This is a genomic window from Isoptericola chiayiensis, from assembly GCF_013149805.1.
In the GTDB taxonomy this organism is placed as follows: Bacteria; Actinomycetota; Actinomycetes; order Actinomycetales; family Cellulomonadaceae; genus Isoptericola; species Isoptericola chiayiensis.
The window spans coordinates 156,805-179,706 of sequence record NZ_JABEZT010000006.1; the positions used below are offsets into that span (position 1 = coordinate 156,805).

Annotated in this window: 21 protein-coding genes; 20 read left to right on the forward strand and 1 reads right to left on the reverse strand. The window is 74.0% G+C overall.

Annotation, left to right across the window (positions count from 1 at the left end; genetic code table 11):
• Positions 1 to 15 precede the first annotated feature (15 nt).
• The 19 genes from HDG68_RS12285 (at position 16) to HDG68_RS12375 (ending at position 21,219) form a co-directional block, all read left to right on the forward strand.
• Entirely contained in the window at positions 16 to 1,617 is a 1,602-nt protein-coding gene (locus tag HDG68_RS12285) for a UDP-N-acetylmuramoyl-L-alanyl-D-glutamate--2,6-diaminopimelate ligase (RefSeq protein ID WP_172152492.1), read from the forward strand.
• The gene (locus tag HDG68_RS12290) at positions 1,614 to 3,023 is read left to right on the forward strand and encodes a UDP-N-acetylmuramoyl-tripeptide--D-alanyl-D-alanine ligase (RefSeq protein ID WP_172152494.1); all 1,410 of its coding nucleotides are present in this window, start codon (positions 1,614 to 1,616) and stop codon (positions 3,021 to 3,023) included. Before HDG68_RS12285 ends, HDG68_RS12290 begins: the two co-directional genes overlap by 4 nt.
• Positions 3,020 to 4,102: a phospho-N-acetylmuramoyl-pentapeptide-transferase gene (gene mraY, locus HDG68_RS12295; RefSeq protein ID WP_172152496.1), complete on the forward strand. Its 1,083-nt coding sequence runs from the start codon at positions 3,020 to 3,022 to the stop codon at positions 4,100 to 4,102. The genes HDG68_RS12290 and mraY overlap by 4 nt, the downstream gene beginning before the upstream one ends.
• Positions 4,099 to 5,526, forward strand: a complete 1,428-nt coding sequence (murD, locus tag HDG68_RS12300) for a UDP-N-acetylmuramoyl-L-alanine--D-glutamate ligase (RefSeq protein WP_172152497.1) — start codon at positions 4,099 to 4,101, stop codon at positions 5,524 to 5,526. Before mraY ends, murD begins: the two co-directional genes overlap by 4 nt.
• Before the next feature lie 8 nt (positions 5,527 to 5,534).
• Positions 5,535 to 6,779 carry a putative lipid II flippase FtsW gene (gene ftsW / locus HDG68_RS12305; protein ID WP_172152498.1) on the forward strand — a complete coding sequence of 415 codons (1,245 nt, stop codon included), beginning with the start codon at positions 5,535 to 5,537 and terminating at the stop codon, positions 6,777 to 6,779.
• Positions 6,780 to 6,789: 10 nt separating this feature from the next.
• Positions 6,790 to 7,938 (forward strand): undecaprenyldiphospho-muramoylpentapeptide beta-N-acetylglucosaminyltransferase, encoded by a 1,149-nt coding sequence (murG, locus tag HDG68_RS12310; RefSeq protein ID WP_172152499.1) that lies wholly within the window; start codon positions 6,790 to 6,792, stop codon positions 7,936 to 7,938.
• On the forward strand, positions 7,935 to 9,428 hold the full coding sequence (murC, locus tag HDG68_RS12315; protein ID WP_172152500.1) for a UDP-N-acetylmuramate--L-alanine ligase: 1,494 nt from the start codon (positions 7,935 to 7,937) through the stop codon (positions 9,426 to 9,428). The genes murG and murC overlap by 4 nt, the downstream gene beginning before the upstream one ends.
• Entirely contained in the window at positions 9,428 to 10,408 is a 981-nt protein-coding gene (locus HDG68_RS12320) for a cell division protein FtsQ/DivIB (protein WP_172152501.1), read from the forward strand. Before murC ends, HDG68_RS12320 begins: the two co-directional genes overlap by 1 nt.
• A 194-nt stretch (positions 10,409 to 10,602) precedes the next feature.
• Complete coding sequence (ftsZ, locus tag HDG68_RS12325; protein ID WP_172152502.1) at positions 10,603 to 11,934, forward strand: cell division protein FtsZ; 1,332 nt, start codon at positions 10,603 to 10,605, stop codon at positions 11,932 to 11,934.
• Entirely contained in the window at positions 11,931 to 12,737 is an 807-nt protein-coding gene (locus HDG68_RS12330; RefSeq protein WP_172152503.1) for a laccase domain-containing protein, read from the forward strand. Before ftsZ ends, HDG68_RS12330 begins: the two co-directional genes overlap by 4 nt.
• 151 nt (positions 12,738 to 12,888) lie before the next feature.
• On the forward strand, positions 12,889 to 13,362 hold the full coding sequence (locus tag HDG68_RS12335) for a cell division protein SepF (protein ID WP_172152504.1): 474 nt from the start codon (positions 12,889 to 12,891) through the stop codon (positions 13,360 to 13,362).
• A 71-nt stretch (positions 13,363 to 13,433) separates the two neighbouring features.
• Positions 13,434 to 13,721: a YggT family protein gene (locus HDG68_RS12340; RefSeq protein WP_172152506.1), complete on the forward strand. Its 288-nt coding sequence runs from the start codon at positions 13,434 to 13,436 to the stop codon at positions 13,719 to 13,721.
• Positions 13,722 to 13,867: 146 nt separating this feature from the next.
• A complete protein-coding gene (locus HDG68_RS12345) occupies positions 13,868 to 14,503 on the forward strand; it encodes a DivIVA domain-containing protein (RefSeq protein ID WP_172152508.1) in 636 nt (211 codons plus the stop codon).
• 136 nt (positions 14,504 to 14,639) lie between these two features.
• Positions 14,640 to 15,101, forward strand: coding sequence for a TraR/DksA family transcriptional regulator (locus HDG68_RS12350; RefSeq protein WP_172152510.1), 462 nt, complete (start codon positions 14,640 to 14,642; stop codon positions 15,099 to 15,101).
• Positions 15,102 to 15,120: 19 nt separating this feature from the next.
• A complete protein-coding gene (gene lspA / locus HDG68_RS12355) occupies positions 15,121 to 15,744 on the forward strand; it encodes a signal peptidase II (protein ID WP_172152512.1) in 624 nt (207 codons plus the stop codon).
• The gene (locus tag HDG68_RS12360; RefSeq protein ID WP_172152514.1) at positions 15,744 to 16,676 is read left to right on the forward strand and encodes an RluA family pseudouridine synthase; all 933 of its coding nucleotides are present in this window, start codon (positions 15,744 to 15,746) and stop codon (positions 16,674 to 16,676) included. Before lspA ends, HDG68_RS12360 begins: the two co-directional genes overlap by 1 nt.
• A 64-nt stretch (positions 16,677 to 16,740) precedes the next feature.
• Positions 16,741 to 20,307 (forward strand): DNA polymerase III subunit alpha, encoded by a 3,567-nt coding sequence (gene dnaE / locus HDG68_RS12365; protein WP_172152516.1) that lies wholly within the window; start codon positions 16,741 to 16,743, stop codon positions 20,305 to 20,307.
• On the forward strand, positions 20,304 to 20,804 hold the full coding sequence (locus tag HDG68_RS12370; protein WP_172152518.1) for an NUDIX hydrolase: 501 nt from the start codon (positions 20,304 to 20,306) through the stop codon (positions 20,802 to 20,804). The genes dnaE and HDG68_RS12370 overlap by 4 nt, the downstream gene beginning before the upstream one ends.
• 10 nt (positions 20,805 to 20,814) lie before the next feature.
• Complete coding sequence (locus HDG68_RS12375; protein WP_343037561.1) at positions 20,815 to 21,219, forward strand: pyridoxamine 5'-phosphate oxidase family protein; 405 nt, start codon at positions 20,815 to 20,817, stop codon at positions 21,217 to 21,219.
• Between the two features lie 22 nt (positions 21,220 to 21,241).
• Here the strand turns inward: HDG68_RS12375 and HDG68_RS12380 are convergent, their stop codons facing one another.
• Complete coding sequence (locus HDG68_RS12380; RefSeq protein WP_172152522.1) at positions 21,242 to 21,469, reverse strand: RNA-binding S4 domain-containing protein; 228 nt, start codon at positions 21,467 to 21,469, stop codon at positions 21,242 to 21,244.
• A 57-nt stretch (positions 21,470 to 21,526) separates the two neighbouring features.
• Here HDG68_RS12380 and hisD point away from each other — a divergent pair, with 57 nt between their 5' ends.
• Positions 21,527 to 22,849: a histidinol dehydrogenase gene (hisD, locus tag HDG68_RS12385; protein ID WP_172152524.1), complete on the forward strand. Its 1,323-nt coding sequence runs from the start codon at positions 21,527 to 21,529 to the stop codon at positions 22,847 to 22,849.
• Positions 22,850 to 22,902 lie beyond the last annotated feature (53 nt).

Below are 22,902 nucleotides of genomic sequence, written 5' to 3' on the forward strand. Positions count from 1 at the left end.
AGGTAGGTTCTACCCGTGACATCCCCGAGCGACCGCATCCGTCCCGCGCGCGGCGTGCCGAGACGGCTGACCGACCTCGCCGAGGCGTTCGACCTGCGTACGACGGGTGCCCTGCCGACCGACGCCACCGTCGGCGCGGTGGCGAGCGACAACCGTGCGGTGGCCTCCGGTGACCTGTTCGTCGCGCTGCCCGGGACACGCGCCCACGGTGCCGACTTCGCCGCCGACGCCGTGTCCCGCGGTGCCCGTGCGGTGCTGACCGACGACGCCGGCGCCGCCCGCGCGGCGCGTCTCGGCGTCCCCGTGCTCGTGGCCCCCGACCCGCGGCTCGTGCTCGGTCCCGTGGCCGCCTGGGTGCACGGCGAGCCGGCCGGCGCGCTGCGTACCTTCGGCGTCACCGGGACCAACGGCAAGACCACCACCACCTACCAGCTGGACCACCTGCTGCGGGCGCTCGGGCACACGGCGGGCCTGGTGGGCACCGTCGAGACCCGGGCCGGCGACCGCGTGCTCGCGAGCCGCCTGACCACCCCGGAGGCCCCCGACCTGCAGGCGCTGCTCGCGGCGATGGTCGAGGACGGCGTGTCCGCCCTGACGATGGAGGTGTCGTCGCACGCGATCGCGATGCACCGCGTCGACGGCGTGGTGTACGACGTGGCGGGGTTCACCAACCTCAGCCAGGACCACCTCGACTTCCACGGCGACCTGCCGACCTACTTCGCGGCGAAGGCCGAGCTGTTCACCCCCGCGCGGTCGCGCCGCGGCGTCGTCGTGGTCGACGACGCCTGGGGCGAGCGGATGGCCGCCACCGCCTCCGTGCCGGTCGAGACGGTCCGCACCCCGGGTGCCGCCGGGACCGACGGCGGGGCCACCGCGGACTGGACGGTCTCCGACGTCGCGACGCACGGCACCGGGTCGGCGTTCACGCTCACCCACCGCGACGGGCGCTCGCTGCGCACCTCGACCTCGCTGCCCGGCGGGTTCAACGTCGCCAACGCCGCCCTGGCGGTCGTGATGGTGCTGGCCGCCGGGGTGCCGTTCGACGAGGTCACCGCCGCGCTGGCGGCCGGCGACGGCCTGTCCGCCCGCGTGCCCGGCCGGATGGAGGTCGTGGGGCCCGGCGGCGACGGCGACCCGCGTGTGGTGGTGGACTTCGCCCACAACACCGAGGCACTCGAGCTGGCCCTGGCCGCGCTGCGTCCGACGACGCAGGGGCGCCTGGCGGTCGTGTTCGGGGCGACCGGGGACCGCGACCCCGGCAAGCGACCGGCGATGGGCGCGGCGGCCGTCGCCGGTGCCGACGTCGTGTGGGTCACCGACGACGACCCGCACGACGAGGATCCGGGCAAGGTGCGCGCCGAGGTGCTGGCCGGGGCCGAGGCGGCCCGCGCGGCCGCGCAGGACGCCGGGCGTACCGTCGTCGTCCGCGAGGTCGCCCCCCGGGGCGACGCCGTCCGCCGGGCGGTGCTCGACGCGGCCGCCGACGACACCGTGCTGGTCGCCGGACGCGGCCACGAGACCGTCCAGGAGGTCGCCGGCGTCGACCTCGAGCTGGACGACCGTCACGAGGCGCGCGCCGGGCTGCGCGCCCGCGCAGAGAGGACCGCCACCGCATGATCGAGCTCACCGCCGCCGAGGTCGCCGAGGCCACCGGAGGTATGCCGGCCGGCGTGGACCCGCGGGCCACGGTGTCCGGACCGGTCGTGGTCGACTCGCGCCGGGTCGAGCCCGGCGCGCTGTTCGTGGCGCTGCCCGGCGAGCACGTCGACGGCCACGACTTCGCGGCCGGGGCCGTGGCGCAGGGCGCCTCGCTCGTGCTGGCCGCCCGCCCCCTCGACGGGGTGCCGTGCGTGGTCGTCGCGGACGTCCAGGTGGCGTTGGGCGAGCTGGCCCGGATGGTCCTGGAGCGGCTGCGCGCGCGCTCCGAGGTGCGCGTGGTCGCCGTGACGGGCTCGATGGGCAAGACCACCACCAAGGACCTCCTGGGCAGGCTGCTCGCCCCCGAGGTGGACGCCGACGCGATCGTCGTGCCGACCGGCTCGTTCAACAACGAGATCGGGCTGCCCCTGACCGTGCTGCGGGCCACGGACCGGACCCGGCTCATGGTGCTGGAGATGGGGGCCGACCGGCCCGGCAACATCGCCGACCTGACCCGGCTGGCGCCGCCCGACGTCGGCGTCGTGCTCGCCGTGGGCACCGCCCACGTCGGAGTGTTCGGCGACGTCGAGACGATCGCGCGGACCAAGGGCGAGATGGTCGAGGGCGTCCGCGACGGCGGGACGGTCGTGCTCAACGCGGACGACTCGCGGGTCGCCGCCATGGCCGCGCGGGCGGCCGAGGAGACGCAGGTCGTCACGTTCGGCACCATCTCGGCGGCGCAGGTGCGCGCCCGCGACGTCGTCGTCGACGGCGGCCGGGCCCGGTTCACGCTGTCCGTCGGCGAGGAGTCGGCTCCGGTCGCGCTGCGGCTCGTCGGTGCCCACCACGTCACCAACGCGCTCGCAGCGGCCACCGTCGCCGTACGGCTCGGCCTGCCGGTCGACGCCGCCGCGGAGCGGCTGTCCGCGGCCACGCCCGCGAGCCCGCACCGCATGGCGGTGACGGAGCGGCCCGACGGCGTGACCGTCGTGGACGACTCGTACAACGCCAACCCCGACTCGATGCGCGCGGCCCTGCGTACCCTGGCGGTGATGGCCGGACGGACCCGGCGTTCCGTCGCGGTGCTGGGGGAGATGCGCGAGCTCGGCGAGGGCGCGCGCACCGAGCACGACGCGATCGGGCGGCTCGCCGTGCGGCTCAACGTGAAGCGTCTCGTCGTCGTCGGCGAGGGCGCCTACCACATCCACGAGGGCGCCCAGCAGGAGGGGTCCTGGGGAGAGGAGTCGGTGTTCGTGCCCGACCTGGCCACGGCGCGCGAGGTGCTGGCCGCCGAGCTGACCGGCGGTGACGTCGTGCTCGTCAAGGCGTCCAACGGTTCGGGGCTGTGGCGGCTCGCGGACGAGCTCGTGGAGGCCGCCGGATGATCGCGGTCCTGACGTCGGCGGGCGTGTCGCTGCTGGTGGCGCTGCTGGGTACGCCGCTGTTCATCCGGTTCCTCGTGCACCGCAACTACGGGCAGTTCGTCCGTCAGGACGGTCCGACGGCGCACTTCACCAAGCGCGGCACCCCCACCATGGGCGGCGTCGTGATCATCGCGGCGACCCTGCTGGGCGTGGCGGCCTCCATGGTGCTGGCGGGACGGCCGCCGAGCGCCTCGGCGCTGCTGGCCCTGTACCTGATGACAGGTCTGGGGCTGGTCGGGTTCCTGGACGACTTCACCAAGATCCGCAAGCAGCGCTCGCTCGGTCTGACGGCGAAGGCCAAGATCGTCGGGCAGGGCTTCGTGGGGATCTCCTTCGCGGTCCTGGCGCTGCAGTTCCCCAACGAGAACTCCCGCACGCCGGCGTCGACCAAGATCTCGTTCCTGCGCGACACGAACCTGGACCTGGCGTTCGCCGGGGTGACCGTGGGTCTCATCCTGTTCGTGGTGTGGGCGAACTTCCTCATCACGGCGTGGTCGAACGCCGTGAACCTCACCGACGGCCTCGACGGCCTGGCCACGGGCTCCTCGCTGATCGTGTTCGGCGCCTACGTGCTGGTGGGTATCTGGCAGCTCAACCAGTCCTGCCAGCGGCTCGCCGCGGCGGGCCCCGGCTGCTACGAGGTGCGCGACCCGCAGGACATCGCGATCGTGGCCGCCGCGATCATGGGCGCCTGCGTCGGGTTCCTGTGGTGGAACGCGTCGCCGGCGAAGATCTTCATGGGCGACACAGGGTCGCTGGCGCTGGGCGGCGCCCTGGCGGGTCTGTCGATCCTGTCGCGCACCGAGATCCTCGCCGCCATCATCGGCGGTCTGTTCGTCATCATCGTGATGTCGGACATCATCCAGATCGGCTCGTTCAAGCTCACCGGCAAGCGCGTGTTCAAGATGGCCCCGCTGCACCACCACTTCGAGCTGTCCGGGTGGGGCGAGGTGACCATCGTCATCCGGTTCTGGCTGATCGCCGGGTTCTTCGCCGCCCTCGGGATGGGCGTGTTCTACGCCGAGTGGGTCGTGAGTTGACCGGCCCGGAGCCGGACGGCGTCCCCGCCGGGGCGCACGTCGTGGTCGCTGGCCTCGGGGTGACCGGGCGGGCCGTGGTGGCCGCGCTCGACGGCCGCGTCGCCGGGCTCGTGACCGTCGACGCCCGCGCCGCCGACGCCGACGTGACCGGCCGCGACGCGGCGGACCCGACGGTGCTCGCCCGGACCGTGGCGGGTGCGGACCTGGTCGTCGCCTCGCCGGGCTGGCCGCCGTCGTCCGACCTGCTGACCGCTGCCCGAGCCGCCGGGGTGCCGGTGTGGAGCGAGGTGGAGCTGGCGTGGCGGCTGCGCCGTGGCGCGCCGTGGCTCGCGGTGACCGGGACCAACGGCAAGACGACCACGGTGCAGATGCTGGCCTCGATCCTGACCGCCGCCGGCCTGCGCACCGCCGCCGTCGGCAACGTCGGCACCCCGGTGCTCGCCGCGGCGCAGGACCCGGACCTCGACGTGCTGGCGGTCGAGCTGTCCAGCTTCCAGCTGCACCACACCAGCACCATGGCCGTGCAGGCCGGTGCGGTGCTGAACATCGCCGACGACCACCTCGACTGGCACGGCGGGCCCGACGCCTACGCGGCCGCCAAGGGCCGGATCTACGCGGGCGCCCAGGTGGCCTGCGTGTACAACGTGGCCGACCCGCGCACCGAGCGCCTCGTGCGGGAGGCCGACGTCGCCGAGGGCGCGCTCGCCGTGGGCTTCACGCTCGGGGCGCCCGGACCCGGCCAGGTGGGGCTCGTCGAGGACGTCCTGGTCGACCGCGCGTTCCACGTCGCGCCCGACGCCCGCGACCGCCACCGCACGGCCGCCGAGCTCGGCACCCTGGCCGACCTGGCCCACCTCGGACCCGACGGCGCCCCGCCGCACGTCGTCGCCGACGCGCTCGCCGCGGCGGCGCTGGCCCGCGCGCACGGGGTGCCCGCCGTCGCCGTGCGGGACGGGCTGCGGGCGTTCCGCCCCGACGCCCACCGGTCCGCGCTCGTGCGCACCCTGGACGGCGTGGCCTGGGTCGACGACTCGAAGGCCACGAACGCGCACGCGGCGGCCGCCTCCCTGGCGTCGTGCCCGCCCGGTGCCGCGGTGTGGATCGCCGGCGGGCTGGCCAAGGGGGCGCGGTTCGACGACCTGGTCGCCGCGCGCGCCGACCGGCTGCGCGCCGCCGTCGTCATCGGCGTCGACCCGGAGCCGTTCACCGACGCGCTGGCGCGACACGCCCCCGAGATCCCCGTCGTCGTGGTCGATCCCGGCGACACTGGCACCGTGATGCGCCGGGCGGTGTCCGCGGCGCGCGGTCTCGCCGTCCCCGGCGACACCGTGCTGCTGGCCCCGGCCGGAGCGTCCATGGACCAGTTCGCGTCCTACGCGGCGCGCGGCGACGCGTTCGTCGCCGCCGTGGAGGACCTGCCGTAGGGAGCCTGATGGCCGTCACCGCCGGGGTGCGCAAGCCTGCCGGTCGGCCGGAGCGCCAGTGGTTGGGGCAGTGGAACTCGTCGGTCACGAGCTACTACCTGCTGGTGGGTGCCACGGCGTTGCTGCTCATCATCGGCCTGGTGATGGTGCTGTCGTCCAGCACGGTCACGTCGATCGCCGCCGGCGAGTCGCCGTACGCCGAGGGGCTCAAGCAGGCGCGCTTCGCCCTCATCGGGCTGCCGCTGATGCTGGTGGCCGCGCGGCTTCCGGTGCGCTGGTACAAGCGCCTCGCCTGGCCGGCCCTCGTCGTGGCGATCGCGCTGCAGTCGCTGACCCTGGTCCCGGCCCTCGGCCGGGCCGCGGGATCCAACGTGGGGTGGATCCACGTCGGCGGCGTGACGGTCCAGCCCGCCGAGATCGCCAAGCTCGCCCTCGCCCTGTGGCTCGGTGCGGTGCTCGGCCGCAAGCAGCACCTGCTCGGCTCGGTCGGGCACGCCCTCGTACCGGCCGTGCCCGGGGCCCTGGTGGTCTTCGGTCTCGTGATGGCGGGCAACGACCTGGGCACCGCGATGATCGTCGCCGGGCTCGTGGCCGGGGCGATGTGGGTCGCCGGCGCGCCGGCCCGGCTGCTGCTGCCCCTCGGCGCGGCCGGGGCGGCTGCGGTCGTGCTGTACGCCGTCGTCGACAACTCGAACCGCATGAGCCGCATCCTGGCCACCTACGGCGGGTGCACCGACCCGGGCGGCGAGTGCTACCAGTCCCTGCACGGGCTGTACGGCCTCGGCACCGGAGGTCTCTTCGGCGTCGGGCTGGGTGCCAGCCGCGAGAAGTGGCGGTACCTGCCCGAGGCGCACAACGACTTCATCTTCGCGATCCTCGGCGAGGAGCTCGGGCTGCTCGGCACGCTGTCCGTGCTGGCGCTGTTCGTCGCGCTCGGGGTCGCCATGGCCCGCGTGGTGCGCCGGCACCCCGACCCGTTCGTCAAGATCACCACCGCCGCCGTGGCCTGCTGGATCGTGGGCCAGGCGTTCCTCAACATCGGCGTCGTCGTCGGCGTCTTCCCCGTCATCGGGGTGCCGCTGCCGCTGGTCTCCGCCGGCGGGTCGGCGCTGGTCGCCACCATGGTGGCGCTCGGCATGGTGATCAGCTTCGCCCGCTCCGAACCCGGCGCGGCCGAGGCGCTCGCGGCCCGCGACGGCGTCGTGCGGCGCTCGATGGCGGTGCTCGGCCGGGGGCGCCGCGACGCCCGGTAGGGTCCGGGTTGTGAAGAACTCCCACGTGCGTTCCGTCGTGCTCGCCGGCGGGGGGACCGCCGGCCACGTGAACCCGTTGCTGGCCGTCGCCGACGAGCTGAGCCGCCGTGAGCCCGCCGCGCAGATCCGCGTCCTGGGCACCGCCGCCGGGCTCGAGGCCGACCTCATCCCGGCCCGCGGCTACACGCTGCGCGAGATCCCCCGCGTCCCCCTGCCGCGTCGACCCAGCGTCGACCTGCTGCGCCTGCCCGGCCGGCTGACGACGGCGGTGCGCGCCGCCGAGGCCGCGATCACCGAGATCGACGCCGAGGCGGTGGTGGGGTTCGGCGGCTACGTGTCCACGCCCGCCTACCTCGCCGCGCGGCGGCTCGACGTGCCGGTGGTCATCCACGAGCAGAACGCCCGGCCGGGCCTGGCCAACCGGCTCGGCGCCCGGTGGGCGGCCGCGGTGGGCACCACCTTCGCCGACACCGAGCTCGCGGGGGCCACGTGCGTCGGGCTGCCCCTGCGCCGCGAGATCGACGCGCTCGTCGCGGCCCGTGAGACGGACGCCGTGGCGGTCCGCGTGGAGGCCGCCGACGCCCTCGGCCTCGACCCGGCGCTGCCCACCGTCCTCGTCACCGGCGGTTCCTCCGGCGCGCTCTCGGTCAACCGGGCCGTCGTCGGCGCGGCCGGGTCCCTGCTCGACGCCGGGCTGCAGGTGCTGCACCTGACCGGTCGTGACAAGGCGGACGAGGTCCGCGCCGCCGTCGCCGGCCTCGCCGCCACCCACGAGATCGGCCGCTACCAGGTGCGCGAGTACCTCACCGAGATGCACCAGGCGCTGGCCGCCTGCGACCTCGTGGTCGCCCGGTCCGGCGCCGGGACGGTCTGCGAGCTGGCCGCCCTCGGGCTGCCCGCCGTGTACGTGCCGCTGCCGATCGGCAACGGTGAGCAGCGCCTCAACGCCGCCGGCGTCGTCGGCGCCGGGGGAGGACTGCTGGTGGCCGACGACGACCTGACACCCGCGTGGGTGGCCGAGCACGTGCCGGCGCTCGCCACGGACCGCGCGCGCCTCGAGGCCATGTCGGTGGCGGCCCGCAGCGTGGGCGTGCGCGACGCCGCGGCACGGGTCGCCGACCTGGTCGACGCGGCGGCCGGGACGGGGGAGCGGGCATGAGCGTTCCCGAGCCGGCCGACCTGGGCCGCGTGCACCTGATCGGCGTCGGCGGTGCGGGGGTCTCCGTGGTCGCCCGGCTGCTCGCCGCCCGCGGCCTCGACGTGCAGGGGTCCGACGCGGTCGGGTCGCCGGCGCTGACCGCCCTGCGGGCCGACGGGATCCGCGTGTGGGTGGGGCACGACGCCGGCCACGTCGTCGCACCGGACGGCGTGGCGCTCGTGGACACCGTCGTCGTCTCCTCGGCGGTGCGCGACTCCAACCCCGAGCTGGCCGCCGCCCGGGAGGCGGGGGTGCGCGTGCTGCACCGGTCCGAGGCGCTCGCCGCGCTGATGCACGGACGTCGCACCGTGGCGGTGGCCGGCGCCCACGGCAAGACCACGACGTCCGCGATGGTCGCGACCGTCCTGACCGCCGCGGGCACCGACGCGTCCTACGCCATCGGCGGCACCGTGCGGGTGCGCGACGGGGCGGGGGAGCGGCACCTGCCCGGGGGGCACGCGGGCAGCTCGGACGTGCTCGTCGCCGAGGCCGACGAGTCCGACGGCTCGTTCCTCAACTACACCCCGACCGTCGCGGTCGTGACCAACGTCGAGGCCGACCACCTGGACCACTACGGGTCCGTCGAGGCCTTCGAGCAGGCGTTCGTCGACTTCGCCGGCCGCCTCGGCGCCGACGGCTGGCTCGTCGCGTGCGCGGACGACGACGGGTCGGCGCGGCTGGCGGCACGGCACCGTGCCGACGGCGGCCGGGTCGTCACCTACGGCACCTCCCCGGACGCCGACGTCGTGGTGGGCGACGTCGTCGTCGGTGCGGGCACGGTGCGCGCCGTCGTGGCCGGGGGTCCCCTGGGTGCCGCCGGCCGGGCGATCGAGCTCGACGTGCCCGGTGCCCACAACGTGCTCAACGCGACGGCGGCCGTGGTCGCCGCCGTGCTGCTCGACGTCCCGGCCGACCTCGCGGTCGCCGGGGCCGGCACGTTCGTCGGGACCGGTCGGCGGTTCGAGCCCCGCGGCGAGGTCGGCGGGGTGCGGGTGTTCGACAGCTACGACCACCACCCCACCGAGGTCGAGGCGCTCCTGCGCGCCGCGCGGCCGGTCGCGGGCGACGGTCGCCTCGTGGTGCTGTTCCAGCCGCACCTCTACTCCCGCACCCGCGCGTTCGCCGACCGGTTCGCCGCCGCGCTCGCGCTGGCGGACGAGGCGGTCGTGACCGGCGTGTACCGCGCGCGGGAGGACGTGGACCCGCGGGTCACGGCGCGCACCATCACCGACCTCGCCGGTCCCACCGTCTCGGGCGGGCGGGTGCGCGCGGTCGAGGACCGCCTGGAGGCGGCCCGGGCGACGGCGGAGCTCGCCCTGGCCGGGGACGTGGTGATCACCGTCGGTGCGGGCGACGTGACCGAGCTGGGTCCGGTGATCCTCGCCGCGCTGGCCGACCGGTTCGGCGTGGCGCGGCCCGACGGCGGCCCCGCAGCCACGACGATGGGGTGATGCGTCCGCCACCGCGACCCCGTACCCCGCCGAGCGCCGGGCGGGACGGGCGTGCGCGCAGCGGCCCGGACGCCGGGTCGGAGCGGGGCGCGACCTCGGCACGGAGCGCGTCGTCGGCACGGAGCGCGTCGTCGGCGCGGAGCGCAGGTTCGGCCCGCAGCGCGGCCTCGGCCGCCGAGGCGCCGCGGGGGCGTGCGGCACGACCTGCGCGGGCCGCGTCCGCCCCGTCCACGAAGGGTCCCGACCGCGTCTCGACCACGATGGCCGACCGCCGCGCCGAACGGTCGGCGATGCGGCGGCACCGCACGTGGCGCACGGTGCTGGTCGGCGTCCTGGTGCTGGCCCTGGCCGGCGGCGTCGGCTGGGCGGTCGGCTGGTCGGACCTCCTGGCGCTGGACGCCCGCGAGGTCTCGGTCACCGGGGAGGGCACCACCGTCGACGTCGAGCGGGTGCGTGACGTCGCGCTCGCGCCGGCCGGGACGCCCCTGGTCCGCGTCGACACCGCCGGGATGCGGGAGGAGATCCTCGGGTTGCGCGGTGTCAAGGACGTCGACGTGGTCCGGTCGTGGCCGCACGGGCTCGACGTGCGGCTCACGGCGCGGGTGCCGGTCGCGGCGGTCCCGGACGAGGACGGGTTCGTGCTGCTGGACGACGAGGCGGTCCGCGTGGGCCGGACGGCCGAGGCGCCGGCGCGGCTGCCGGTGATCGCCGTGCCGCTCGACGACGCGTCCTCGGGCGCCCTGACCTCGGCGTTGGCCGTGGTCGCGGCCCTGCCACCGGGACTGGCCAAGCGTGTCGACGAGGTCAGTGCCCGCACGCGGGACGACGTCGAGACGGTGCTGCGCGACGGCGTGAGCGTGCGGTGGGGCGGGCGCGAGGAGCTCGACCTCAAGGTGGAGGTGGTCCGGACGCTGCGCGAGGTGGCGGACGACGCGGTCGTGATCGACGTCTCCTCGCCGCACATGCCGGTGACCCGGTGAGCACCGGTCGGGCGTCAACTCGCCCCGCGCCGCTCGCGACACGCCGGGGAACGTGCGGGCACGGCCCCGAGCGGCGACCTACCGTCGGTGACAGCAGCAACCTGACATAACACTAACCCTCAACCTTAACCTGAGAGTTGGCGAGGCCGGCTCCCGGAGGGTGTCAGGACCGGAACGACCCGAGAGGCAACGACGTGGCAACTCCGCAGAACTACCTGGCAGTGATCAAGGTGGTCGGCATCGGCGGTGGCGGCGTGAACGCCGTGAACCGCATGATCGAGGTCGGCCTCAAGGGCGTCGAGTTCATCGCCATCAACACCGATGCGCAGGCGCTGCTGATGTCGGACGCCGACGTCAAGCTCGACGTCGGGCGCGAGCTCACCCGCGGCCTCGGCGCCGGCGCGGACCCCGAGGTGGGCCGCAAGGCCGCCGAGGACCACGCCGAGGAGATCGAGGACGTCCTGCGCGGGGCGGACATGGTCTTCGTCACCGCCGGCGAGGGCGGCGGCACCGGGACGGGGGGAGCGCCGGTCGTCGCGCGCATCGCGCGTGCGCTGGGTGCGCTCACCGTGGGCGTCGTGACCCGGCCGTTCACGTTCGAGGGCCGCCGGCGCTCGGTGCAGGCCGAGCAGGGGATCGAGCAGCTCCGCGAGGAGGTCGACACCCTCATCGTCATCCCCAACGACCGCCTGCTGTCGATGTCCGACAAGAGCGTCTCGGCCATCGCCGCGTTCCACTCGGCCGACCAGGTTCTGCACTCGGGGGTCCAGGGCATCACCGACCTGATCACCACCCCGGGCCTGATCAACCTCGACTTCGCCGACGTCAAGTCGGTGATGCAGGGGGCCGGCTCGGCGCTGATGGGCATCGGCTCCGCACGCGGCGAGGACCGCGCGGTCCAGGCCGCCGAGCTGGCGATCTCCTCGCCGCTGCTGGAGGCGTCCATCGACGGCGCCCACGGTGTGCTGCTGTCCATCCAGGGCGGCAGCGACCTCGGCCTGTTCGAGGTCCACGAGGCGGCCCGCCTCGTCCAGGAGGCCGCGCACCCCGAGGCCAACATCATCTTCGGTACGGTCATCGACGACGCCCTCGGCGACGAGGTGCGGGTGACGGTCATCGCCGCCGGCTTTGACGGCGGGCTGCCGAAGGCGCGTGAGGACTCCCGGGCGCTGGGCCAGGTCTCCGGGTCGCGCGCCGCGGCCGGTGACGCCGCCCGCTCCTCGGAGTCGGGCCCGCGCCCGGCGTCGGCCACGAGCAGCGCGACGCCCGGCGCCTCGCCGGCTACCGCTCCGGTCCCGGCGGCCGCCGAGCCGGCGCACGCCCGGCCGCGTCCCATCCCGGCCGACCCGGACGACGTGCCGGCCAGCCTGGAGCCGGTCGGCGCACGCCAGTCGCGACCGGCGTTCACCGTCGTCGAGGACGGCGAGGGCGAGGGCGTCACCGTCGAGCGTCCCGTGGACGTCCCGCGCGTCGTCGAGCGGACCCGCCCGCCCGAGGAGCTCGACGTGCCCGACTTCCTCAAGTGACGACGCCGGCACCCTGGGCCCAGGAGGCGCTCTTGCCGGACGACCTGGGGGCCGGCCTGCTGCGGGTCGACCTCGGCGACGGCGTGGTGGCGGGGTTCACCACGCGGCACGGCGGCGTGTCGCCGGCGCCGTGGTCGTCGCTCGACCTCTCGCCCGCCACGGGTGACGACCCGGCCCGCGTGCGGCGCAACCGCGACGTGCTGGCGGGCTGGGTCGGGGCGCCGGTCGCGTTCGCGACCCAGGTCCACGGCGACGACGTGCTCGCCCTCGGCGCGGCCGAGCGGGCCGAGTGGGAGTCGGGCCGGACGGACAGCGCCGGGGTCGCCGACGCGATGGTGACGACGGAGGCCGGGCTCGGCCTGGGCGTCCTGGTCGCCGACTGCGTCCCGGTGGTCCTGGCCGACCCGGTCGCCCGGGTGGCCGGCGTCGCGCACGCCGGACGCCGCGGCCTGGTGGCCGGCGTCGTGGACCGCGCGGTGGACGCCCTGCTCGCCCGCGGTGCGACGCCGGACGGCCTGCGTGCCGCCGTCGGGCCGGCGGTGTGCGGCGACTGCTACGAGGTCCCCGAGCAGATGCGGGACGAGGTGTCCGCCGTCGTGCCGCAGGCCTGGGCGACGACGGCCGCGGGCACGGCGGGACTGGACCTGCCCGCCGGTGTGCTCGCCGTGCTGGCCGCCCGGGGTGTGCCGACGACGCGGGTGGAGCGTTGCACGCTGACCGACCCCGACCTGTACTCCCACCGCGGTGCGACGGCGGCGGGGGACGTCACCGGGCGGCAGGCCGGCGTCGTCGTGCTGACCTGACCGGACGACCACGTGACCACGGGGACGGCGTGCCGGTCGGAGCACGGGGTGAAGCCCGCGCATCGATCTCGGCCCGGCGTGTCGCGCGATCCTTAGCCTGCCGACCTGGTTACCGTCAAGTCACTGACCTACCGAGGAACGGAGCAGGGCGATGGGCGGAGCGCTTCGCAAGACGATGCTGTACCTGGGGCTGGCCGACGACCAGCGCCCCGACGGGGAGTACCTCGACGAGTTCGACGAGGAGCTGGAGCCGGTGCGCGACGACGACTACCAGGCCGAGGTCACGCCGCTGCACCGGGACGGTGCCCCGGCGGAGGCGTTCGTCGGGGGTGACCTGCGGCGGATCACCACGATCCACCCGCGCTCCTACAACGACGCCCGGCTGATCGGCGAGGCCTTCCGCGGCGGCACGCCGGTGATCATGAACCTGTCCGACATGGACGACGCGGACGCCAAGCGGCTCGTCGACTTCTCGGCGGGGCTGATCTTCGGCCTGCACGGATCGATCGAGCGGGTGACGAACAAGGTCTTCCTGCTCTCGCCCGAGCACGTGGAGATCGCCGGCGAGGAGCAGGTCGAGAAGCGCCCCGACGGCCGCACGGGTGCGTTCTACAACCAGAGCTGACCGGCACGACAGCACGCGCGGCCCGAGCACGCCCCTCGGGCCGCGCGTCGTGCGTCCGGTAAGTTGCCCCCGTGAGTGTGATCTTCGGGCTCGTCGCCCTCCTGCTGCTGCTGTTCATGCTGTGCCTGATCGTCCGGCTGGTGTTCGACTGGGTGCAGTTCTTCGCGCGCGACTGGCGGCCCCGTGGCGTGGTGCTCCTGCTCGCGGAGGCCGTCTACACCGTCACCGACCCGCCGCTGCGCGCGCTGCGCAAGGTGATCCCGCCGCTGACGCTCGGCTCCGTGCGTCTCGACCTGGCGTTCCTCATCCTGTTCCTGGGCACGTCCATCCTGTGGAACGTCGCCCTGAGCCTGTCCTGACACCCGGCGTCGGCGGGTCCGACCTGTGAAGACGTCGTGATCGCGCCGCTCCCGACCGGCCCGCCCGGCCGCGGTCCGCTACCGTGGTCATCCACGGACGCTCCGGGTCCGTGCCCAGACCCGCGCTACGGCAACGAGGTGACACGATGGCACTGCTGACGGCAGAGGACATCCTCAACAAGAAGTTCTCGGCGACGAAGTTCCGCGAGGGCTACGACGTCGAAGAGGTCGACGACTTCCTCGACGAGGTCGTGCGGACCCTGACGTCGGTGCAGGAGGAGAACGAGGACCTGCGCTCGAAGCTCACCGCCGCCGAGCAGCGGGTCGCCGAGCTGAGCCGCAACGAGGCCGCGCAGCAGTCCGCCGAGCCCGAGGCCCCCGCCCCCGTGGCCGCGCCCACCCCGGCGCCGGCGGTCGCGGGCGAGAAGCCCGCCGAGCCCGAGTCGGCCACGGGCATGCTCCAGCTCGCCCAGAAGCTGCACGACGACTACGTCCGCTCCGGCCAGGAGGAGGGCGACCGGCTCATCACCGAGGCCAAGGCCGAGGGCAGCCGCATCGTGCGGGAGGCGGAGGAGACCAGCCACCGCACCCTGTCCCAGCTCGAGCAGGAGCGTTCGCTGCTGGAGCGCAAGATCGACGAGCTGCGCCTGTTCGAGCGCGACTACCGCACGCGGCTGAAGAGCTTCCTGCAGAACCTCCTCGGCGACCTGGACGCCCGCGGCTCGGCCCTGCCGCCGCAGCGTCAGAACGCCGGCGCCGGCAGGTCCGGCGAGAACGTCTGAGCCGCTCCCCGGAGCGTCACCGGAGCGGTCGGGGGCGGACCGGTCCCGCACGGCGCACGCCTGCACGGCGCGTGCTGTTGTGCGGGCCGGTCCGCCCCTTTACGCTCTGGTGACTTCGACGAACGGAAGGCAGCGCATGCCCAAGCTCTCCACCACCCAGCGGGCCACGATCCGCGAGGAGTTCCCGAACCTCTCGCGCGACGTGAAGAAGTTCCCGGTCCGCGACGGGGAGGAACCGTGGACGACGGCGGAGGTCTCCGAGCTCGTCCAGCTCCTCCTCGACGACAAGGAGCGGTTCACCGCCGAGCTCGCCGCGGCCGACGCCGAGCTCTCCGACCTGCTGCGCAACTCCGGCGACGGCGCCGGCGACGACCAGGCGGACTACGGGTCGAGCGCGCTGGAGCGCGAGCAGGAGCTCACGCTGGTCAACAACCTGCGCGACCTGCTGGCGCAGACCACCCACGCGCTGGACCGGATCGCCAAGGGCACGTACGCGACCTGCGAGATGACCGGCGCCCCGATCGGCAAGGCCCGCCTGCAGGCCTTCCCCCGGGCGACGCTGTCGGTGGAGGCGAAGGCGCGCGAGGAGCGTCGCTAGCGCCGTAGAATCGGCCGCGATGTCCACCACGCCCGCCGGTCCCGCACCGGTTCCCGAGACCCCGGACGAGGCCGACGGGCCGACGCCGACCACCGGCGTCGCCGCCACCGGCACGGCGCCCGACGCGCCGTCCGAGCGCCCGGCGAGCCGTCGGCTCGGCCTGCTGGCCCTTCTGCTCGCCGCACTGGTCCTGGTCGCCGACCAGCTCACCAAGTGGTGGGCGCTCGAGTCGCTGACCGAGGGCGAGCGCATCGACCTGGTGGGCGACCTGCTGGGCCTGACGCTGGTCTTCAACCCGGGTGCGGCCCTGTCGTTCATGGCGAACGGGTACACCTGGGTCCTGACGATCGTCGTCGTCGCCGTCGTCGTGGTGATCCTGCGGGCCATGCGCCGCCTGGGATCGCGCGGCTGGACCGTGGCGCTCGGCCTCCTGCTGGGCGGCGCGGTGGGCAACCTGGCCGACCGGCTGTTCCGCGAGCCGGGCTTCGCCGAGGGGCACGTGGTGGACATGATCGCCTACGTCGACTTCTTCGTCGGCAACGTCGCCGACATCGCCATCGTCGCTGCCGCCGGCCTGATCATCGTCCTGACCTTCCGCGGCATCCGGCTGGACGGCACCCGCGAGACGGACGAGCGCGACTGATGGCGCTGCGCACGCTGCCGGTGCCCGACGGGCTCGCCGGCGAACGGGTGGACGTCGCCCTGGGGCGGATGCTCGGCTTCTCCCGCAGCCAGGCCGCCGAGCTGGCCGCCTCCGGGGCGGTGCGGGCGGACGGCCGGGTGCTGGGCAAGTCGGACCGGCTGGTCCCCGACACGCTGCTCGAGGTGGACGTCCCGGACGCACCGACCGGGGCCGTCGAGGTCGTCGCCGAGCCGGTCGAGGGCATGACGATCGCGTACGAGGACGACGACGTGGTCGTCGTCGACAAGCCGGTCGGCGTGGCGGCCCACCCGTCGCCGGGGTGGACCGGGCCCACCGTCGTGGGCGCGCTCGCCGCGGCCGGGTACCGCATCTCGACCTCCGGCGCGGCGGAACGCCAGGGGATCGTGCACCGGCTCGACGTCGGCACGTCCGGCCTGATGGTCGTGGCCAAGTCCGAGGCCGCCTACACCGGGCTCAAGCGGGCGTTCAAGGAGCGCACGGTCGACAAGGTCTACCACGCGCTCGCCCAGGGCCACCCCGAGCCGACGACGGGCACCATCGACGCGCCGATCGGCCGGCACCCGCACCACGACTACCGGTTCGCCGTGGTGGCTGGCGGGAAGCCCTCGGTGACGCACTACGAGGTGCTCGAGATGCTGCCGGCGGCGTCGCTCGCCGAGGTGCACCTCGAGACCGGGCGCACGCACCAGATCCGGGTCCACTTCGCCGCGCTGCGCCATCCCCTCGTGGGTGACCTGACCTACGGCGCGGACCCGGTGCTGGCCTCGCGCACGGGTCTGGAGCGGCAGTGGCTGCACGCGATGCGCCTGGGGTTCGCCCACCCCGTCACCGGCCGGGACGTCGTCGTCTCCTCGCAGTACCCGGACGATCTGGCCCACGCGCTCGACACGCTGCGCGACGCCTACCGGTGAGCCGGTGAACCTCGTCACGGCGAGGCTCGGCGGGAGCGTCACAGGGCGGTCCTAGACTCGGGGCATGCCGGACGCCGAGACCTCTTCGAAGACCGACGACTTCGTCCACCTGCACGTCCACACCGAGTACTCGATGCTCGACGGCGCGGCACGGATGGACGACCTGTTCTCCGAGGTCGCCCGGCTGGGCCAGCAGGCCATCGCCATCACCGACCACGGCTACCTCTTCGGCGCCTTCGACTTCTGGAGCACGGCCCGGAAGTACGACATCAAGCCCATCATCGGCGTCGAGGCCTACGTCACGCCCGGCACGAGCCGGCACGACCGCACCAAGGTGCAGTGGGGCGAGCAGCACCAGAAGCGCGACGACGTCTCGGCCGGCGGCGCCTACACCCACATGACGCTCTGGTCGCGGGACAACACGGGGATGCACAACCTGTTCCGGGCCTCGTCGCTGGCGTCGCTGGACGGTCAGATGGGCAAGTGGCCCCGGATGGACCGCGAGCTGCTCGAGACCTACTCCGAGGGCCTCATGGCCACCTCGGGCTGCCCGTCGGGGGAGATCCAGACCCGGCTGCGGCTGGGCCAGTGGGACGAGGCGGTCCGGGCCGCCGGCGAGTACCAGGACATCTTCGGCAAGGAGAACTACTTCGTCGAGCTGATGGACCACGGGATCGAGATCGAGTCCCGCACGTCCAAGGACCTGCTGCGCCTGGCGCAGCACATCGGCGCGCCGCTGGTGGCGACGAACGACCTGCACTACACCAAGCAGGAGGACTCCCACGCCCACGAGGTGCTGCTCGCGGTGAACTCGGGCTCGACGCTGGACGAGCCGACCTACGACCAGGGCGGCAGCCGGTTCGCGTTCAGCGGTGACAGCTTCTACGTCAAGTCCGGCGCCGAGATGCGACGGTTGTTCGCGGAGATGCCGGAGGCGGTCGACAACACCCTGCTGATCGCCGAGCGCTGCGAGGTCTCCTTCGACACCGGCGCGAACTACATGCCGAGCTTCCCGGTCCCGGCGGGCGAGGACGAGGTCTCCTGGTTCGTCAAGGAGGTCGAGAAGGGGATGCACGTGCGGTACCCGCAGGGCATCCCGGACGCGGTGCGCGCCCAGGCGAAGTACGAGACCGAGGTCATCGTCCAGATGGGCTTCCCCGGCTACTTCCTCGTGGTCGCGGACTTCATCAACTGGGCCAAGGAGCAGGGCATCCGCGTCGGCCCGGGCCGCGGCTCGGCGGCCGGGTCGATGGTCGCCTACGTCATGGGCATCACGGAGCTCGACCCGATCGAGCACGGCCTCATCTTCGAGCGCTTCCTCAACCCCGAGCGCGTCAGCATGCCCGACGTCGACGTGGACTTCGACGAGCGCCGGCGCTCCGAGGTCATCCGCTACGTCTCCGACAAGTACGGCGACGACCGGGTCGCGATGATTGCCACCTACGGCTCGATCAAGGCGAAGCAGGCGCTCAAGGACGCCTCGCGGGTGCTCGGGTTCCCGTTCGCGATGGGCGAGCGGCTCACCAAGGCGATGCCGCCGCCCGTCATGGGCAAGGACATCCCGCTGTCGGGCATCTTCGACCCGGACCACGACCGCTACTCGGAGGCGGGGGAGTTCCGCCAGCTCCACGACACGGACCCCGAGGCGCAGCGCGTGGTCGAGACGGCGCGCGGCATCGAGGGGCTCAAGCGGCAGTGGGGCGTGCACGCGGCGGGCGTGATCATGTCCTCGGACCCGCTGATCGACGTCATCCCGATCATGCGCCGCCCGCAGGACGGCGCGGTCATCACGCAGTTCGACTACCCGACCTGCGAGGGTCTGGGCCTGATCAAGATGGACTTCCTGGGGCTGCGCAACCTCACGATCCTCGAGGACGCCCTCGAGATCATCGAGGCCAACGGCAAGGACCCGGTCCAGATCGAGACGGTGGCCCTCGACGACAAGGCGTCCTACGAGCTGCTGGCCCGCGGCGAGACGCTCGGGGTGTTCCAGCTCGACGGCGGTCCCATGCGCTCGCTCCTGCGCCAGATGCGGCCCGACAAGTTCGACGACCTCTCGGCCGTCATCGCCCTGTACCGCCCGGGGCCGATGGGCATGAACTCGCACGTCAACTACGCGTTGCGCAAGAACGGCATGCAGAAGATCGAGCCGATCCACCCCGAGCTCGCCGAGCCGCTGTCCGAGGTCCTCGACGAGACGTACGGCCTGATCGTCTACCAGGAGCAGGTCCAGCGCGCGGCGCAGGTGCTCGCCGGGTACTCGCTGGGACAGGCCGACCTGCTGCGGCGCGCCATGGGCAAGAAGAAGCCCGAGGTGCTGGCCAAGGAGTTCGTCAACTTCGAGGCCGGCTGCAAGGAGCGCGGCTACTCGGACGCCGCGATCCAGGCGGTGTGGGACACCCTGGTGCCGTTCGCCGGGTACGCCTTCAACAAGGCGCACTCGGCGGGCTACGGCCTGGTCGCCTACTGGACCGCCTTCCTCAAGGCGAACTACCCGACCGAGTACATGGCCGGTCTTCTGCAGTCCGTGCGGGACGACAAGGACAAGATGGCGCTCTACCTGGGCGAGTGCCGCCGGATGCGGATCACGGTGCTGCCGCCGGACGTCAACGAGTCGGCGGCGAAGTTCACCGCCGTCGGGGAGGACATCCGGTTCGGCCTGACGGCGGTGCGCAACGTCGGCGCCAACGTGGTGGACGCCATCGTCGCCGCGCGCGAGGAGCACGGGGCGTTCACGTCGTTCACGGACTTCCTGGACAAGGTGCCCGCCGTGGTGTGCAACAAGCGCACCATCGAGTCCCTGATCAAGGCCGGGGCCTTCGACTCCCTGGGGCATCCGCGCCGGGCGCTGCTCGTGGTGCACGAGCAGGCCGTGGACTCGGTGATCTCGGTCAAGCGCAAGGAGGCCGAGGGGCAGTTCGACCTGTTCGCCGACCTGGGCGGCGGGTCGGACGACGCCGTGACCTTCGCCGTCGAGGTCCCTGACCTGCCGGACTGGGACAAGAAGCAGCGGCTGTCGTTCGAGCGTGAGATGCTCGGCCTGTACGTCTCCGACCACCCGCTGTCCGGGCTGGAGCACGTGCTGTCGCGTGCGGCGGACACCTCGATCGCCACCCTGATGGCCGACGAGCACCGCGCGGACGGGTCCAGCGTGACGGTGGCCGGTCTGCTCACCTCGGTCCAGCGCAAGATCTCCAAGAACGGCAACCCGTGGGCCGCGGTGACCATCGAGGACCTCGAGGGCGCCGTCGAGGTGATGTTCTTCGGCGAGACGTACCTCGCCTATTCCACGGTGCTGGCCGAGGACCAGGTGGTCACGCTCAAGGGTCGGGTGCGCCGCCGCGACGACCAGATGCAGCTCCAGGCCCAGGAGGTCTCGTTGCCGGACACGTCCGCGGTGGCGGACTCGCCGGTGCAGGTGACCGTCCCGCACACCCGGTGCGTCGAACCGGTCATGGTCCGGCTGCGCGAGGTCCTGGCCACGCACCCGGGTTCGGCCGCGGTTCAGGTGTCCGTCGCCGAGCCCGGCAAGCGCACCCTGGTGCAGGCGGGCGACGGGCTGCGGGTCGAGAAGTCCCCGGCCCTGTTCGGCGACCTCAAGGCCCTGCTGGGCCCGAGCTGCCTGTCATGACGGGGCCGACGCGTCCCGGTTGGGACGACGGCAGCGCCGACCACCGGTTCCGCGTGGTGCCGGCCGCGTACGTGCTGCTGCGCCGCGAGGGGCAGGTCCTGCTCCAGCTGCGCCGGGGCACCGGGTTCATGGACGGCTTCTGGGCGGCGGGGGCCGCGGGCCACGTCGAGGCGGGGGAGTCGGTGCTCGACGCCGCCGTGCGCGAGGTGCGGGAGGAGCTCGGTGTCACGGTGACGCCGTCGGACCTGGTGCCGTTGACCGTCCAGCACCGCGGCCTGCCCGGCGGTCCGGCGCTCGAGCAGCGCGTCGACGTCTTCTTCGCCGCGGACCGCTGGAGCGGCGAGCTGCAGATCCGCGAGCCCGAGCGGACCGCGGACCTGCGCTGGTTCCCGCTCGTCGCGCTGCCGGACCCGGTGGTGCCGCACGAGCGGCCCGTGCTGCGCGGGCTGCACGACGGCGTGCTGCCGGCCGTGATGACCTTCGGGTTCGGGTCGTAGGGTGTCCCGGGTGCGACTCAACCCGGAACAGCTCGTCTTCGTCACCGAACGTCATCTGGCCACGCTGACGACGCTGCGCGCCGACGGCACGCCGCACGTCGTGCCGGTGGCCTTCACGTGGGACGCCGAGCGCGGTATCGCCCGCGTCACCGCGCGCCGGGGCTCGGTCAAGGCCCGCAACGCCCGGCGACGCGGCGCCGACGGCGCACCTCCGCGGGCCGCGCTGTGCCAGGTCGACGGCGGCCGGTGGCTGACGCTCGAGGGCACCCTCGAGGCGGTCGAGGATCCCGACGAGGTCGCCGAGGCGGTGCGGCGCTACGCCCGGCGCTACCGGCAGGTCGAGTACGACCCCGACCGGATCGTGCTGCACCTGCACGTGGACCGGACCATGTCGTCGGCCTACATGGCCTCCTGAACCCCCCTCCCCACAGCGCGGATCAGGCGACGACGGCGGTCTCCTCGCCCTCCGGGCCGGCCACGGTGACGCGTGCCCCGCGCTGGAGCTGGCGGCCTCGTCGCGTCTCGACCTCGCCGTCGACCAGCACGTCGCCGTCGGCGACCAGGTCCCGGGCGTGGGTGCCGGACTCGGCGAGCCCGGCCAGCTTGAGGAACTGACCCAGGCGGATGACGTCGTCGCGGATGGGGACCTCGATCGGGGTGTCCATGGATCCATTGTCCGGGACGGCCCCGCCGACCGCCGCCGCCGGACCTAGACTGGGTGGGTGATCCAGCGAATCGACCTGCGGGGCAGGTCCCTGTCCCGTGCCGACCTCCTCGACGTGCTCCCGCGCCCCGAGATCGGGGTGGAGGAGGCGCTGCCCGCGGTGACCTCGGTCATCGAGGACGTGCGCGGTCGTGGCGCCGGGGCGCTGCGGGACCTCGCGCAGCGGTTCGACGGCGTCCGGCCGGAGCATCTGCGGGTCCCGGCGGGCGCGCTGACCACGGCGCTGGAGGGTCTCGACGACGCGGTGCGTTCCGCCCTGGAGGAGTCGATCCGCCGTGTGCGCGCGGTGCACGCCGCGCAGGTCCCGCGGGAGCACGCCACGGTGCTCGCCGACGGCGCCGAGGTGCGTCAGCGCTGGGTGCCCGTGGAGCGCGTGGGTCTGTACGCCCCGGGCGGTCTGGCGGTGTACCCCTCCTCGGTGATCATGAACGTCGTGGCCGCCCAGGAGGCCGGTGTGGCCGCGCTGGCCGTGGCCTCGCCCCCGCAGAAGGACTCCGGCGGTCTGCCGCACCCGACCATCCTCGCGGCGTGCGCGCTGCTTGGCGTGGACGAGGTGTACGCCGTCGGCGGCGCGCAGGCGGTGGCGATGTTCGCGTACGGCGCGGCGGGCAGCGAGCCGGTCGACGGCGCGGTCCTGTGCGAGCCGGTGGACGTGATCACGGGCCCGGGCAACGTGTACGTGGCGGCGGCCAAACGGCTCGTGCGCGGCGTCGTGGGCATCGACTCGGAGGCGGGCCCGACGGAGATCGCGGTGCTCGCCGACGACACGGCCTCCGCCGACCACGTGGCGCTGGACCTCATCAGTCAGGCCGAGCACGACCCGATGGCGGCCTCGGTGCTGGTGACCCCCTCGGTCGAGCTGGCCGGGGCCGTCGAGGCGCGGCTGGTCGACCTCGCGGAGGGCACGAAGCACGCGGCGCGGGTGGCGACGGCCCTCGGCGGGCCGCAGTCCGCCGTCGTGCTCGTGGACGACGTCGAGCACGGGCTGGCGGTCGTGGACGCCTACGGCGCCGAGCACCTGGAGATCCAGACCCGGCAGGCCGCCGACCTGGCGCAGCGGGTGCGGTCCGCGGGCGCGATCTTCGTGGGCCCCTGGTCGCCGGTCTCCCTCGGCGACTACCTCGCCGGGTCGAACCACGTGCTGCCCACGGGCGGCACCGCGCGGTTCGCCAGCGGGCTCGGCGTGCACGCCTTCCTGAAGTCGGTGCAGGTGATCGAGTACACGCGGGACGCCCTGGCCGAGGTGGCGGACCGGATCGTGGCCGTCGCCGACGACGAGGACCTGCCGGCGCACGGCGAGGCGGTCCGCGGGCGCTTCTGACGGCGGCCGGGCGGTCCGGTCGGCGGTCCGTCGGCGGCTCGGTGGCCCGGCGC

Bases quoted from the DNA above. Each gene is read 5' to 3' on its own strand.
- HDG68_RS12290 (WP_172152494.1), top strand. From the start codon at position 1,614: ATGATCGAGCTCACCGCCGCCGAGGTCGCCGAGGCCACCGGAGGTATG.
- mraY (WP_172152496.1), top strand. From the start codon at position 3,020: ATGATCGCGGTCCTGACGTCGGCGGGCGTGTCGCTGCTGGTGGCGCTG.
- ftsW (WP_172152498.1), top strand. From the start codon at position 5,535: ATGGCCGTCACCGCCGGGGTGCGCAAGCCTGCCGGTCGGCCGGAGCGC.
- murC (WP_172152500.1), top strand. From the start codon at position 7,935: ATGAGCGTTCCCGAGCCGGCCGACCTGGGCCGCGTGCACCTGATCGGC.
- HDG68_RS12320 (WP_172152501.1), top strand. From the start codon at position 9,428: ATGCGTCCGCCACCGCGACCCCGTACCCCGCCGAGCGCCGGGCGGGAC.
- HDG68_RS12335 (WP_172152504.1), top strand. From the start codon at position 12,889: ATGGGCGGAGCGCTTCGCAAGACGATGCTGTACCTGGGGCTGGCCGAC.
- HDG68_RS12345 (WP_172152508.1), top strand. From the start codon at position 13,868: ATGGCACTGCTGACGGCAGAGGACATCCTCAACAAGAAGTTCTCGGCG.
- HDG68_RS12350 (WP_172152510.1), top strand. From the start codon at position 14,640: ATGCCCAAGCTCTCCACCACCCAGCGGGCCACGATCCGCGAGGAGTTC.
- lspA (WP_172152512.1), top strand. From the start codon at position 15,121: ATGTCCACCACGCCCGCCGGTCCCGCACCGGTTCCCGAGACCCCGGAC.
- HDG68_RS12360 (WP_172152514.1), top strand. From the start codon at position 15,744: ATGGCGCTGCGCACGCTGCCGGTGCCCGACGGGCTCGCCGGCGAACGG.
- dnaE (WP_172152516.1), top strand. From the start codon at position 16,741: ATGCCGGACGCCGAGACCTCTTCGAAGACCGACGACTTCGTCCACCTG.
- HDG68_RS12370 (WP_172152518.1), top strand. From the start codon at position 20,304: ATGACGGGGCCGACGCGTCCCGGTTGGGACGACGGCAGCGCCGACCAC.
- HDG68_RS12380 (WP_172152522.1), bottom strand. From the start codon at position 21,469: ATGGACACCCCGATCGAGGTCCCCATCCGCGACGACGTCATCCGCCTG.